The organism is Nocardia arseniciresistens (assembly GCF_046764875.1).
GTDB classification, from domain to species: domain Bacteria; phylum Actinomycetota; class Actinomycetes; order Mycobacteriales; family Mycobacteriaceae; genus Nocardia; species Nocardia arseniciresistens.
The window spans coordinates 1-12,624 of sequence record NZ_JBKORD010000027.1; the positions used below are offsets into that span (position 1 = coordinate 1).

The following is a 12,624-nucleotide window of genomic DNA, read 5'->3' on the forward strand; positions in this document are numbered from 1 at the left end:
CGGTTGCGGCAGCACCTCGCTGACCGCGCCGACGGAGTCGAGTCGCAGGTGCTTCCGTAGCTCCAGCACTAAACTCAGCGCGAAATATGCTGGCGGACAACGGGAACCGGCGCGCGTCGAGTCAGTTGCGGAAGGTGTCTTTGACCTTCTCGCCCGCATCCTTCAGGTCGGACTTGGTCTGATCGGCCTTGCCCTCGCGCTGCTTGTCCTTGTCATCGGTGGCCTCGCCGAACTTTTCTTTGGCCTTACCGGCGAGGTTCTGGGCTTTGTTCTTTGCCTTGTCTACACCGCTCATGGTGCGAGCCCCTTTCTTCGAAGGTGCCCGGCCTGCGATTTCCAGCCGGTCCTCTAGCGGATAGCCCGCATTCGCGCCACCAAACAACGGTGCAGAGGCGACGGCGGACTGATGGGGCCGGGTTCCTAGCCGCGGCCGCTCGGGCGAAGGCGACTACATCTTGCTGTATCGGGCCATGGCGAAGCTGTAGACGCCGTAGGTGATGATGCCCAGACCGGACAATATGAGGAGGACAACTCCGTAGGGTTGAGCCCCCACGGTTTTGAAGGCGCCGTCGAGTCCGGCGGCTTTGCCTGGCTCGGATCGACTCACCGCGAGGATCACCAGCAACCCGACCGCGGCGATGGCCAGCCCTTTCGCGATGTATCCGACCGTGCCCAGCCTGCGCACGAGGTCGCTGGTGGTGCCCTCGAGGTCTTCGAGGAAGTTCTGGCTCACCCCTTTGTAGACGTGGTAGCCGCCGATCGCGATGATGACCAGCCCGCCTGCGATGAGGGCGATCGTGCCGGCGGTGGTGTGCATCATGCGGGCCGTGATCCCCGCACTTTGGCCGCTGCTGGACTCGCCGCTGCCGCGCGTGAATCCGAACGCGGAGACTGCGAAGGCGAAATAGACTACTGCCAGGGCAAACGCCTTGACGCGTTCGATCGCCTCGGACTTCTTGCTGTCGGCGTCAGGTTTGGACGAGCTGCCGAGCGCCGCTTCGGCGAGCCGCCACAGCGCCATCACCACAAACGCGACGACGCCGACCCACAGGGCGACGACGCCACCCGGTTTGCCTGCCAGTTCCGACATGGCCCCGGATTGGTCGGCGGTACCGGCGCCGCCGAGGGCGATCCTGATGGCGATATAGCCGATGATCAGGTGCACGATGCCGCTCATAACGAAGCCTGTGCGGGCGAATCGTTCGAAAATGCTGTTCTGGGCCAGCTGAGCGGCCGTGGACGACGAGTTGTCGTAGGACGCCGACGACGATGTGCTCGAGGACGTCGGGGGCGGGTTGTTGTCAGGCATGGTGCCTGCCTCGTATTGGTCGTGGTGGAGGCTCCGCTGGGGTGCGACGGGCGGTATGCGGGGTGGGAGCGTGGTCCCGAGGCTGATTGTCCGGCTGGCTCCGTCGTCTCGGGAACTCGCCCGAAATCGGTGATCACGGGGTGTCCTCTGGGGGCCGTGCCGCGCTGTCAGCCTAGCCCCACCTTCCCCGCTGGCGGTAGATCCGGGCCGGATTCACCCCGTCGTATGATCGCTCATTTTCCCAGTTCGGGGGTGGTGGAGTGGCGTTAGGGTAGAGGGGGGAGAGTGCGAGGAGTCGGAAGATGAGCACCACCATTGTGATCGTGATCATCGTCGTCGCGGTTGTGGTCGTTTTGCTTGTGGCCTGGTTGTTGATGCGCCAACGGCGCGAACATCAGCGGGTCGAGGCCGAGGCCATCCGTGACCGCGCGGCGAAACAGGAATCCGAGGTCGGTCAGCAGCAGGCACGGGCGCAGGAGGTCGCTGCCCGCAGCCGCGCGGCGAAGGCCGAAGGTGAGGTCAAGGCGGCGCAGGCCGAGCAGCTTGCCCAGCAGGCGCAGGTGCATCGCAGCGAGGCCGCGGATTCGCGAACCGAGCTGGACAACGAGTGGGAGCGCGCGGACAAGGTCGATCCGGACTCGAAGTCGGGTGAGACGCAGCAACGGGCTGACCCTGAACGGCCGCCGCGCAGCCCCTGACATTGATCCGGAGGTTCTCGGGCTGTTCGGGCTCGGGAACGTGAGCGCCGATACGGTCGCGACACTGTGTTGTCTTCAGCGGTCGGGTCGGCGTGTGAATGCGTATCGGATGGCGGACCCTGCCCCGTCCGTCAGGGCTGGATGGCGGCCTTGTACCCTGCCCCGCACCACTCCGGTAGCAGCGCTCACCTCTACTCGATCGCCGCGCGAAACAGCATGACCTTCAAACACACTCGCCATCAGAACATCCTCGGCCGCAGACTTGGAATGGCGCCACCGATACGGCCGGCGAACAGTGGTGTCGGTTAGAGGCGTGTCGCGGTGTGGACGAGGTCGGCAACGGCTTTGGATCTGCTGTGCGGTGGCCAAGCGATGACGGTCGTGACGGCCGGTGCGTCTGGCACGGGCACGACGGCATGATCGTCGCGTAGCTGGGTTCGCAGCGACTCGGGCACGACCGCGCAGGCCAGTCCGAGCGCGATCAGTTGGAATAGTTGGGTATGGTCGCGCACCTGCGGGCCGGGGCCGTCCGGATAGCTGCCATCCCGTCCAGGCCAGCGCGGCAGGGGCAGGTTCGTCAGGGTGTTGACCTCGGCCAACGGCACATGCGCCCGGTTGGCGAGGGGATGACCCGCAGGCAGGACCACGACCTGCTGTTCGGTGTGCAGATCCTCGGTGTCGAATCCGGCTGTCGTGTCGTAAGGCCGGTGAAGCAGAGCAACGTCGGCACGTCCGTTGCGCAGCAGACTTTCCGGCTGGCCTGGCCCGCACAGCATCACCTCGACTGCCACGGCGCCCGGTTCGGCGGCGTAGGCGTGCAGCAGCTTCGACAACAGTTCGCTGGACGCTCCGGCCTTGGTGGCCAGCACCACACCGGGCCGGTCGGCCGCGGCACGGCGGGTTCGCCGCTCGGCGGCTTCGACCGCGTCGAGAGCGAGCCGGGCCTCCCGCAGCAGCACCGCCCCGGCCTCGGTCAACGTGATCGCGCGAGAACTGCGGTGCAGCAGAACGACTCCGAGCCGCCGTTCTAGCTGCTGGATCGCCCGCGACAGCGGTGGTTGCGCCATCGCGAGCCGTTGTGCCGCCCGCCCGAAGTGCAACTCCTCGGCGACGGCGACGAAGTATCGCAACTCCCGCGTCTCCATCAGGTCATGGTATCCGGCGATGACCACGACCGATACCCGTGCGGTATCGCCGCCGACCCGATCGGTCTTGGACGCCCCAACCGAGTCCGGATCATGATCAACGGCATGAGTGCACAGACGATCGCGCTGGTGACCGGCGCGAACAAAGGAATCGGATACGAGATCGCCGCGGGCCTGGGCGCGCTCGGCTGGCGAATCGGTGTGGGCGCGCGCGATTCACAACGCCGCGACACCGCGGTGGAGAAGCTACGCGCGGCTGGGACCGATGCGTTCGGTGTGCCGCTCGACGTGACCGACGACGCGAGTGTGGCCGCCGCAGCCGAGCTGATCGCCGACCATGCCGGAGGCCTCGATGTTCTGGTCAACAATGCCGCGATCACCGGCGGTATGCCGCAGACGCCCACCACGGTCGATCCCGCGACCGTGCGAGCTGCCGTGGAAACCAACGTGATCGGCGTCATCCGCGTCACCAACGCGATGCTGCCCCTGCTGCGCGGCTCGGCATCACCGCGAATTGTGAACATGTCCAGCAGCGTCGGCTCTCTCACCCTGCAGACCACGCCCGGCACCGAGACCGGTCCGATCTCCGCCGCGTACTCAGCGTCGAAGACCTTCCTCAACGCCGTCACCATCCAATACGTCAAGGAACTGAGCGACACCAATATCCTGATCAACTGCGGCTGTCCCGGTTTCACCGCCACCGACCTCAACGGCTTTCGCGGCGTCCGTACACCGCAACAGGGGGCGGCGATCGCGATTCGCCTCGCGACCCTGCCCGACGACGGACCGACCGGCGGATTCTTCGACGACGCCGGAACAGTGCCCTGGTGACGGGCACGCCGGTGCGAACCATTCCCGTTCTCGAAGTCAGCCGCGCATGGCGCTCCGGAGGAGAAGCAAGACGATGATAAAAGCAGTCAGGTACGACGAGTTCGGCGGAATCGAGGTCTTGCGGGTCGACGATGTCGACCGCCCGGTGCCCGAGGGCAGGCAGGTCCTCGTGCAGGTGAGAGCGGCAGGCATCAACCCCGGTGAGGCGGCTATACGAACCGGCGCGATGGTGGACATCTTTCCCTCGACGTTTCCGTCCGGGCAAGGCAGCGATCTCGCCGGGGTTGTCGCCGAGGTCGGCGTCGGGGTCGACCGATTCTCGGTCGGCGACGAGGTGATCGGGTTCTCCGAGAAGCGGGCCGCCCAGGCCGAGTTGGTGGTTGTCGACGTCGACAACCTCATACCCAAACCGAACGGCGTCCCTTGGGAGGTGGCTGGTGGCCTGTACGTCGCCGGGGTGACCGCTTGGGGGGCAGTGCATTCCGTGCAACTCGTCAAGGGGGAGACTGTTGTCGTCTCCGCAGCAGCCGGAGGAGTCGGCTCGCTCGTCGTTCAGCTCGCGCGCCGTGCCGGAGCCACGGTCATCGGCCTGGCGAGCGACAGCAACCACGAGTGGCTGCAAAGCCACGGCGTGATCCCGGTCGCATACGGTGACCGCGCCATCGACCGGATCAAGGCCGCCGCACCGGGCGGCATCGATGCCTTCATCGACACCCACGGCGGCGGGTACGTCGAACTGGCCCTTGCCCTTGGCGTCGCGGTCGAGCGGATCGACACCATCGCCGATTTCGCAGCGGCCGCGAAGTACGGAGTCAAGACCGAACCCGGAACCAACGCCAGGCCGGGCGCCGAGGTACTCGCCGAATTGGCCGCCCTGATAGCCGAGGGACACCTCGAAGTTCCTATCGCGAACGTCTACTCGTTGACACAGGTCCGCCGGGCCTACACCGAACTCGAACGCCGACACACCCACGGCAAAATCGTGCTCGAGCCCTAACCTGTACCAACACAATGCGGCCCGCTCCAAGAACCGCAGGCAATCCAGTTGACCGGTCTCTGCGTAGCGTCGGCTCCTCCGAGACCGATCAGGGTGTCGCTATCGGGAATGTCGGCTCGAAGTCGTCGAGGATCGCGCTCAGTTCGTTCAACGCTGTCGGGTCGCCGTCGAGCTGGATGACTTTGCTCGATGAGAGCTTCTCGGCCACAGCCGGTTTCAGCAGCACGCCGGTCAGCGCCTGTTTGGGGCCGGTGACGGTGAGTCGCGCATCAGTAGCCTGCCCGCGGCGCGCGTTCAGCACGCCACGCCTGATCCACAGCGTCCACTGTTCGCCGATGTCGATAAAGTCCAAGTTGATCGTGATATCGGCATCGACTGCCTGTTCTCCGATGATTTGGACCGCGAGGAAGTCGAGCAGGAGTTCCACGGGCATGGCCAGGATGGTGTCCTGGCTGGCGGTGACATACGGCGGCGGTTGCACTCCCAGACGCAATTGCTTTGCCGCACTGAGGAAGATGCCGCGCCACTGCGGCCCCTCGGCCTGATAACCCATCTGTTCGTAAGCATCGGCCTGCAACTCACGTGCGGCGGTGTTGTCAGGGTCGGCGAAGACCAGTTTGTGCAGGATCTCGGTGGCCCATCGGTAGTCCCCGGCCTCGAACGCGCGCTTGCCCTCGGCGAGGATGGCGTCAGCTCCGGCGAATTCGACGAACCGACGCGCGGACTCGACCGGCGGATGTGGGTGCAGTGACACCGGGTCGCCGTCCCACATGCCCAGCTCCTTGGTGTATATCGCGCGCACATTGTGATGCACGGTGCCGTGATAACCGCGGTTGGCCCAATTACGGCGCAATTCCTCCGGCAGTTCGATGACCTCGGCAGCCTCGAGCGGAGTGAAGCCCTTGTTGGCCAATCGCAGCGCCTGATCGTGAATGTATTTATAGGCATCGCGCTGCGATTCGATGAAGCCGGTCACCTGCTCGTTGCCCCACACCGGCCAGGTATGCGGGCCGTAATGCACTTGCGCCTCATTACCCCAGAGCTCGAGGGTTTCATCGAGGTAGCGGGCGAAGTTGCGCGCATCACGCGTGCGCGCACCGCGTAAAGTCTGGATGTTGTGTAGCGAGTGGTTGGCGTTCTCTGCACAAGTCAAGGCCGCGAGCTGCGGTATCCAGATGTGAATTTCCTCCGGCGCCTCGGTATCGGGGGCGTAGAGGAATTCGAACTCGATCCCCGCGATCTCCCGCTTGACGCCGGTCTCGGTGATCAGATCTGTCGGCGAGATGTAGGAGATCGTCGGGCCGGCGGTACTCGCGATGCCGAGACCACAGGTGATGCCCTTGCGCGTTCAGATCCAGCAGACCGCCGAAGGCGTAGAAGCTGCGCCGGGCCATGGCGTTACCGGCGATGACATTCTCACCGAGCGCATGTTTGTCGAACTGGTGGCCGGGCGCGATGATCGGAACCTTCCCGGACGCGACATCCTCGGCACTCACCCACACCTTTGACACCGCCGTAGTGGTCGATGTGGGTGTGGGTGTAAACCACAGCTGCGACGGGCTTGTCGCTGACATGCTCGCGGATCAGATTCATGCCCTGTCGCGCGGATTCCACCCCCGCCATGCAGTCGATGATTATCAGACCGTTCCGGCCCTCGACGACGGTCAGGTTGGCGATGTCGTTGTTGCGTACCTGGTAGAGCCCGTCAGTGATCTTGTACAGCCCACCGTGGAGGAATATCCCCGATCGCGACGTTGGTCGAACGTTCCACCCGGTTCCTCCTCCTGGTCGCGCTGCCGGAGGGGCATCGCGCCGATCTGGTCGCTGCCGCGCTGGCAGCGCGGATCGTGACGTTGCCGGTCGCATTGCGGCGCACTCTGACCCGGGGATCAAGGCAATGAATGGCTGCTAACGCGCAGTTCACCATCGCGACCGAGGTTCGGAGTCTACTTCTGCGATCCCAAAAGTCCCTGGCAGCGTGGCAGCAACGAGAACACCAATGGTCTTGTTCGCCAGTACCTTCCCCGCACCGTCGACATACGCGACTACACCCGAACCGACCTCGATGCCATCGCCGACGAACTCAACCAACGACCTCCACAAACCCTCGGCTTCGCGACACCATCAGAAGCACTCGACCAAGCGTTGCGATGACCGCCTGAACCCGCACCGACTACAGCGCGTTCAGCGGTCGGCCACGACCACCCGGCCGTTGGCCAGGGTCTGTGGGCGGCGGACCGGGATGGCCAGCCCTCGGGCGAAGGTGAGCTGGTCGACGTCGGAGACCACCCGCCAGCCGTGCGTGCCCAGCAGCTCGCGCATCTGCTCCTGCCGCCAGGCCGAGATGTGCCGCTCGTGCGACATCGGGTTGGTCCGCCGAGCAATTCCGAACAAGATCCGCAGCGCGAGTCGCCCCGCACCGGGTATCGGCAGCCGGTTCGAATAGGTCGCGATCAGCCGTGAGCCCGCAGCCGAGCAGGTAGCGATCTCGGTCAGGGTCGAATTCGACTGGTGGTGGGTGAGGTAGGGCAGCACACCTTCCCAGATCCACGTGGTCGGCCGGGTGCGATCGTGTTCGGCGGAATTCAGCGCGGCGCCCAGGGCGTCACGGCCGAATTCCACCGGCACGAAGCGCACTGAATCCGCTGTCGGCGCCAACTCACCCAGTCGAGTGCATTTGTCCCGTTGCGAAGCGGGCTGATCCACCTCGAACAGTCGGACTCCGGCCAGTTCCGGCATCCGCCAGCCGCGTGCATCCAGACCCGCTCCCAGAATCACCAGCTGTGGATTCTGCACTTCCCGGACCGCGTCGTCGATCGCTACTGTGCGTGCGACGAGCACATCGGTGGTTGCAGCGAGGAATTCGAACTCGATCCGATCCTGCCAGCGCCGCGGGACATTGCCGCGAGCCAGTTCGACGGCCGCCCGCTCGTCGGCGTGCAGCAGCTGCCGGGCAATCGGATCGGCGAACCTCCCGATCGCGACACGGCCATCCGCCACCGCCCTGGCCTGGCATACCAGCACCGCTGTTCGACTCGCCCGCAGCTCGGCTGTGCCCTTTTTTCGTTCGCTACGCTCGCTCATGTCGACACGGTACTGCGGTAGCACCGCGATCCCTGGCTCGTACCGACGGGATGCTAAGACAACATCGGACACCTCGATTAACAGAGTGCTCGGATCTAATGAATTGCCTCAGATAGGTGTCGTATCGAGCCGGACCGTTTGCGGCCTGCAGATGACATCCTCATGCCGCCTATCGCGCGACACGAACGTCCCTGCCGCCGATTACCGCGTGTTCCGCCAGGTCCGAATCTGCCGAGTTGCGCGATCAGGACGGCTGGTATGTGATCGGAACTGCGGCCGGGTCGGGGGTGCGGACGCGGATGGCGTCGATGATGCGGGTTGCCCAGTCGATGGGGCGGTCGTGGCCCAAAAGGTGGGCCAGACGTTTCGCGCGAGTGCGGCGCTCGGTGCGGTCGAGGGACAGTGCGCGGGCAAGCGTGGCGGTGAGGTCCTCGGGGGAATGCGGGTCGGTGAGTAGGGCGGCGTCGCCGAGCTCTGTTGCGGCACCGGCGTAGCGGGACAGCACCAGCACCCCGGGCCGGGAGCCGGGTCCGGTCACCGCAGACTGGGCGGCGACGAATTCCTTTGCGGTCAAGTTCATGCCGTCCTGCAGGGATGTCACCCAGAACACGTCCGCGGCCAGATATTGGTCGATCACCTCGGGGAGCGGCAGGTTGTGCGGGATGTAGTCGATCGGTTGCCAGCTGCCGACACGCCAGGCGTCGTTGATCTCGGTGATGCGTCGCTCGAGAGCGCGGCGAGTGGTGTCGTAGGCGGAGATGCCTGGTTCTGCTGGTGGGCAGACGAGCCGGAACACCAAACGGCCGTGCAGGTCCGGGCGGTGCTCCAGCAACGCCGCTATGGCGTCGACCTTGTGTACGGGGGCCTTGGTGTAATCGAGACGTTCGACGGAGAGCACCAACGCGTGTCGGCTGGGCCGTATACGCGAGGCGCGGCTGCGGGCGAGTGCTTCGATGGCGGGACGGTCGATACCCAGCGGATGGACACCCAAGGCCGGCAGTGTGGGCTGGCCGACCAGGGTTTGTCGAAAGTTGTCGGCAAAGGCATCGGTGTGAAATCCAGCCCAGTCCAACTGTATGAGCGAGGAACGAATTTCCTCTGCCGTGGGCAGGACGGCGAACACCTCGGGCGGCGGAAACGGAGTGTGGTGGAACAGTCCGATGCGCAGATCGGGCCGGACCCGGTGAAGCAGGCCGGGGACGAGCCATAGGTTGTAGTCGTGTAGCCAGACGGTCGCGCCCAACGCTGCTCGCTCGCCGATACGCTCGGCGTATCGCTGGTTGATCACGCGATAGTGGGCCCAGGACGCGGTATCAAAGCGCATGCGGTGCGGCTCGGACATGAGGATCGGCCACAGTGTGTCCTTGCATGCGCGGTGGAAGTAGCCACTCCATTCGTCGGCGGTCACCGGCAGCAGTGACAATTGGGCCTCGTGCTCACGCGCGTCGACACCGTCCTCGCCGACCTGAGCGGCGACCCAGATGCCCGGCAACCCCTGAGCGAACAGGGCGGTCAGGCTGGGCAGAATCCCGTTGGGGCTGGACGATGATCGTCGCTCACCCCGGGGCACCGGTGGTCGGTGATAGCCGACTATCAGGCAGTGCCGGTCCTCGGTGCAGTTGTCCGGTACGACCCACCCCAGCGCGTGCAGTGCTAGAAGAATCCCGCCCGCACCTGGACGCTCGGGGCGATGGATACGCGCGTCGAGGGGAACCGCCCGGTGTAGGGCAGGCTCGGCGGCGCCGACGATCACCCCGTGTGTGCCCAGTTCGAACAACGAAACATCGTTGAGCGAATCACCGGCCACCAGGACGGAATCCATTGGCCAACCGAACTTTTCGGCCAGCGCCGCCACGGCGTCGCCCTTCGATGCGTTCGGCGGCACGACGTCGAAGTAGCGGTCCGCCGAGTACAGCCACCGACACCCGAGCGCGTCGACAGCGGCGGTGAGTTCGTCGGTCAGCTGGCCCGATGCCAGGTGATACGAGCAGCGCCCGTCCTGCGCCACCTGCTGGTACGTCAGTTGCCCGAAGCGGCTCAACGCATGCCGAACTTGTTGTGTCCCAGGCCATCCGGTACGGAGTTGGGCCTGAATATCCCCGACCGGCCGCAGGTCGATGCCGTCGACAACCGTGGCACCGACATCGGCGATGATCCAGCGCGGTGTCGGCACCAGCGGGTCACGCAGCACATCGGCGACCGACGCCACGCCGCGGCCGGTAGCGAAAACCACCATCACCTCGGGATGGCGGGCCAACACCGCACACAGCCGACGCCGGTCGGCGATCTCCCCGCCAAGCAACGTACCGTCCAAATCGGTGACCAGAATCCTCATCACCAATCCAAAGCTAACACCCGCAACACAGGAATCCCGGTGTCGCCGTGGCCGTCTCGACCTCCCACATCCGGCACCTCACCCCCGGTACGCTCATCGGATGGGCACAGACGAGCCGGATGGGCGGGAAATTCTCGTGGTGGGCGCCTATTTCGTAGATCTGATCTTCCACGGGCTACCCGAGCCCGTCCGGCCCGGCCGAGAGGTCTTCGCCGAGGGGTTCACAATGATTCCCGGTGGCGCCTACACCTTGGCCATGGCCGCGCATCGGCTCGGGCACGACATTGTGTGGGCGACCGACTTCGGGACCGACCCGTTCAGCACTCATGTCCTGCACGCGGCACGCGCAGAAGGATTGGACGAGAGCGCCTTCCGACATCAGCCGACCCCGCTGCGCAGTCTGACCGTCGCCCTGTCCACGCCCGAGGACCGTGCAATGGTCAGTTTCCAGGACCAGAGCTACCCGCAACCGCTCCCGTCGCTGCTGCGGCAATACCGACCACGTGTCCTGATGGTGCCGCAACTACGCTACGACGCCGAGAGCGTGCATGCGCTGAAGCTCGCCCGCCACCTCGGCATCACCGTGGTGATGGACTGCCAAGACGTCGCCGTCGATGTCGACACCCCCGGAGTGCGAGACGCGCTGGCTTCCACCGATATCTTCGCGCCCAACGCCGAGGAAGCACTGCGGCTGACCAGGGCGACGACCATAGACGATGCGATATCGCGGCTGAACGAACTTGTGCCGACGGTGGTGATCAAACTCGGCAGCGCCGGGGCCACCGCAACACACGGCGGCGAACGTTACGACGTTGCCGCACAACCGATTTCGGCTCTGGATACCACCGGCGCCGGTGACTGCTTCAACGTCGGTTTCGTTCATGGCATGCTCGTAGGCTGGCCGCCGGCGAAATGCCTCGCCGCCGCCGTGGCGTGCGGAACGGCAGCCACCACCGGCCCAGGGTCCGCCACGGCACCGGGGACCGCCGACCTAGAGCGGTGGCTCGCGCGAACCACAATATCGAGTCGTGCGGCTGCGGCCCGCGAACAACGCTGGCCAACGGCTCAGCCCCCCGCAACGCACTGAAATGCCGATCAGCGGTTGTGCGGCGTCCGTGGAACTGATCGTTCGCCGCGTAGTTGACTATTGCATCATCTGGTTGTGCGGGTGCTCATGTGATGTTGGGCAGACTCGGATGATCTGCTTGTTGGCGTCGGAGACATAGATCCGGGTCGGCATGCTCGGGCCTCCTTGTACAGAACCCCACGAGATGTCGGCGGCTTGGTCCTCGTACGGGATCCAGTGACGGACGTCAGATTCCCACTCGTCGCTGGCGATCGTCAACAGCGGCTCGGTCGGGGTGCCGCAGGTGGGGCAGGAGTTCGGATAATGAACTTGCATGCCCGACCGGACAAAGCCGCCGGTCTTTCATCCGGGCGCGATAAATAAGAAGTTGGTTATGCCAGGGCGCCTCGGATAGACCGCGGCCCCATACCGCGCGACGGTGCGTGATGAATTGGCGGCGCGAGGGAGATCCGCACGCGAAGCGCTCCACGCGGCTTTCGACTGTCGTGCATCCCGCCACCGATTCCCGCGACGACGAGCAAACCCGGCCCCACTCGAACGGCCGAGTAGCCGACAAGAGTGGGTGGCCTGATACATCGCGTACTCGTGGGCGGTGACCCGCCGGTCCCCGTCGCAGGTGACGGCGCGTTCTCCCTGGCCGATCCGGCCACGGTAGACGGTACTCTGACTGCGGCCGGGTTCACCGACGTGCGCATCACCGACGAGTGTGAGCCCATCTATTGCGGCGCGGACCCCGACGTCGCCATTGACGTGGTGCCCGTGTTGCGCATGGCCAGCGATCTGCTCGCGCAGCTCGATGCCGACAAGACCGAGCGGGCGCTCGAACGGCTACGCCGATCACCATCTGCCGACCGCGATAAACGCTACCGACACCGGCCATTTCGTGACGTACTCCCGACCGCGGCAAGCGTGTGCGCGGATGGCATTCGGCGTTGAATGCCGGTGGGCCGGCCGGTGACTCGGGGAGCGAACCGTTCACTCACCTTGGGTAGGCACATCAAATGCGTGACTGCCACGCGGTGTCCGGCACAGCGGATGACCCGTGCGATTCTGGCAAATTCACTGCAATAGCGCGCACTCGCTGATGCGTTGCGTAGCGGCACCAAGAAATCCGGCCCCGAAGGGCGAGACGGACTGA

Annotated in this window: 13 protein-coding genes and 2 pseudogenes; 8 read left to right on the forward strand and 7 right to left on the reverse strand. The window is 65.2% G+C overall.

Annotated features, from left to right (window positions below; genetic code table 11):
• Nucleotides 1-121: 121 nt before the first annotated feature.
• The gene (locus tag ACLMAJ_RS35265) at nt 122-295 is read right to left on the reverse strand and encodes a CsbD family protein (RefSeq protein ID WP_412018237.1); all 174 of its coding nucleotides are present in this window, start codon (nt 293-295) and stop codon (nt 122-124) included.
• A 153-nt stretch (nt 296-448) separates the two neighbouring features.
• Nucleotides 449-1,309, reverse strand: coding sequence for a DUF1206 domain-containing protein (locus ACLMAJ_RS35270; RefSeq protein WP_412018238.1), 861 nt, complete (start codon nt 1,307-1,309; stop codon nt 449-451).
• A 302-nt stretch (nt 1,310-1,611) separates the two neighbouring features.
• Between ACLMAJ_RS35270 and ACLMAJ_RS35275 the strand changes: the two genes are divergently transcribed.
• Nucleotides 1,612-2,007 carry a hypothetical protein gene (locus tag ACLMAJ_RS35275; protein WP_412018239.1) on the forward strand — a complete coding sequence of 132 codons (396 nt, stop codon included), beginning with the start codon at nt 1,612-1,614 and terminating at the stop codon, nt 2,005-2,007.
• A gap of 305 nt (nt 2,008-2,312) precedes the next feature.
• Here the strand turns inward: ACLMAJ_RS35275 and ACLMAJ_RS35280 are convergent, their stop codons facing one another.
• On the reverse strand, nt 2,313-3,152 hold the full coding sequence (locus ACLMAJ_RS35280) for a LysR family transcriptional regulator (RefSeq protein WP_412018240.1): 840 nt from the start codon (nt 3,150-3,152) through the stop codon (nt 2,313-2,315).
• A gap of 105 nt (nt 3,153-3,257) precedes the next feature.
• Here ACLMAJ_RS35280 and ACLMAJ_RS35285 point away from each other — a divergent pair, with 105 nt between their 5' ends.
• Both ACLMAJ_RS35285 and ACLMAJ_RS35290 read left to right on the forward strand, forming a co-directional pair.
• Nucleotides 3,258-3,983 (forward strand): SDR family oxidoreductase, encoded by a 726-nt coding sequence (locus ACLMAJ_RS35285; protein ID WP_412018241.1) that lies wholly within the window; start codon nt 3,258-3,260, stop codon nt 3,981-3,983.
• A 73-nt stretch (nt 3,984-4,056) separates the two neighbouring features.
• Nucleotides 4,057-4,980, forward strand: a complete 924-nt coding sequence (locus tag ACLMAJ_RS35290) for an NADP-dependent oxidoreductase (RefSeq protein ID WP_412018242.1) — start codon at nt 4,057-4,059, stop codon at nt 4,978-4,980.
• 88 nt (nt 4,981-5,068) lie between these two features.
• On the opposite strand, the gene ACLMAJ_RS35295 is transcribed toward ACLMAJ_RS35290, so the two are convergent.
• Complete coding sequence (locus ACLMAJ_RS35295) at nt 5,069-6,133, reverse strand: alkyl sulfatase dimerization domain-containing protein (RefSeq protein ID WP_412018243.1); 1,065 nt, start codon at nt 6,131-6,133, stop codon at nt 5,069-5,071.
• A gap of 187 nt (nt 6,134-6,320) precedes the next feature.
• Between ACLMAJ_RS35295 and ACLMAJ_RS35300 the strand changes: the two genes are divergently transcribed.
• Nucleotides 6,321-6,488, forward strand: coding sequence for a hypothetical protein (locus tag ACLMAJ_RS35300; RefSeq protein ID WP_412018337.1), 168 nt, complete (start codon nt 6,321-6,323; stop codon nt 6,486-6,488).
• A 16-nt stretch (nt 6,489-6,504) separates the two neighbouring features.
• Here ACLMAJ_RS35300 and ACLMAJ_RS35305 read toward each other — a convergent pair.
• Nucleotides 6,505-6,603, reverse strand: a pseudogene (locus ACLMAJ_RS35305) (hypothetical protein); the annotation flags it as partial.
• A 131-nt stretch (nt 6,604-6,734) separates the two neighbouring features.
• Between ACLMAJ_RS35305 and ACLMAJ_RS35310 the strand changes: the two are divergent.
• Both ACLMAJ_RS35310 and ACLMAJ_RS35315 read left to right on the forward strand, forming a co-directional pair.
• Complete coding sequence (locus ACLMAJ_RS35310) at nt 6,735-6,881, forward strand: hypothetical protein (protein WP_412018244.1); 147 nt, start codon at nt 6,735-6,737, stop codon at nt 6,879-6,881.
• Nucleotides 6,882-7,134: pseudogene (locus tag ACLMAJ_RS35315) on the forward strand (IS30 family transposase); the annotation flags it as partial. It abuts the gene before it with no gap.
• A gap of 30 nt (nt 7,135-7,164) precedes the next feature.
• Here the strand turns inward: ACLMAJ_RS35315 and ACLMAJ_RS35320 are convergent.
• Nucleotides 7,165-8,064 carry an SAM-dependent methyltransferase gene (locus ACLMAJ_RS35320; protein ID WP_412018245.1) on the reverse strand — a complete coding sequence of 300 codons (900 nt, stop codon included), beginning with the start codon at nt 8,062-8,064 and terminating at the stop codon, nt 7,165-7,167.
• Between the two features lie 244 nt (nt 8,065-8,308).
• The gene (locus ACLMAJ_RS35325) at nt 8,309-10,399 is read right to left on the reverse strand and encodes a trehalose-6-phosphate synthase (protein WP_412018246.1); all 2,091 of its coding nucleotides are present in this window, start codon (nt 10,397-10,399) and stop codon (nt 8,309-8,311) included.
• Nucleotides 10,400-10,499: 100 nt separating this feature from the next.
• Here ACLMAJ_RS35325 and ACLMAJ_RS35330 point away from each other — a divergent pair, with 100 nt between their 5' ends.
• Together ACLMAJ_RS35330 and ACLMAJ_RS35335 are read left to right on the forward strand one after the other, a co-directional pair.
• Nucleotides 10,500-11,486 carry a carbohydrate kinase family protein gene (locus ACLMAJ_RS35330; RefSeq protein WP_412018247.1) on the forward strand — a complete coding sequence of 329 codons (987 nt, stop codon included), beginning with the start codon at nt 10,500-10,502 and terminating at the stop codon, nt 11,484-11,486.
• A gap of 558 nt (nt 11,487-12,044) precedes the next feature.
• Nucleotides 12,045-12,422: a hypothetical protein gene (locus ACLMAJ_RS35335; protein ID WP_412018248.1), complete on the forward strand. Its 378-nt coding sequence runs from the start codon at nt 12,045-12,047 to the stop codon at nt 12,420-12,422.
• Nucleotides 12,423-12,624 lie beyond the last annotated feature (202 nt).

Excerpts from the sequence above, each read along its gene's own strand:
- ACLMAJ_RS35330 (WP_412018247.1), top strand. The coding sequence starts at position 10,500 with ATGGGCACAGACGAGCCGGATGGGCGGGAAATTCTCGTGGTGGGCGCC.
- ACLMAJ_RS35275 (WP_412018239.1), top strand. The coding sequence starts at position 1,612 with ATGAGCACCACCATTGTGATCGTGATCATCGTCGTCGCGGTTGTGGTC.
- ACLMAJ_RS35265 (WP_412018237.1), bottom strand. The coding sequence starts at position 295 with ATGAGCGGTGTAGACAAGGCAAAGAACAAAGCCCAGAACCTCGCCGGT.
- ACLMAJ_RS35270 (WP_412018238.1), bottom strand. The coding sequence starts at position 1,309 with ATGCCTGACAACAACCCGCCCCCGACGTCCTCGAGCACATCGTCGTCG.
- ACLMAJ_RS35280 (WP_412018240.1), bottom strand. The coding sequence starts at position 3,152 with ATGGAGACGCGGGAGTTGCGATACTTCGTCGCCGTCGCCGAGGAGTTG.
- ACLMAJ_RS35320 (WP_412018245.1), bottom strand. The coding sequence starts at position 8,064 with ATGAGCGAGCGTAGCGAACGAAAAAAGGGCACAGCCGAGCTGCGGGCG.
- ACLMAJ_RS35290 (WP_412018242.1), top strand. The coding sequence starts at position 4,057 with ATGATAAAAGCAGTCAGGTACGACGAGTTCGGCGGAATCGAGGTCTTG.
- ACLMAJ_RS35325 (WP_412018246.1), bottom strand. The coding sequence starts at position 10,399 with ATGAGGATTCTGGTCACCGATTTGGACGGTACGTTGCTTGGCGGGGAG.
- ACLMAJ_RS35285 (WP_412018241.1), top strand. The coding sequence starts at position 3,258 with ATGAGTGCACAGACGATCGCGCTGGTGACCGGCGCGAACAAAGGAATC.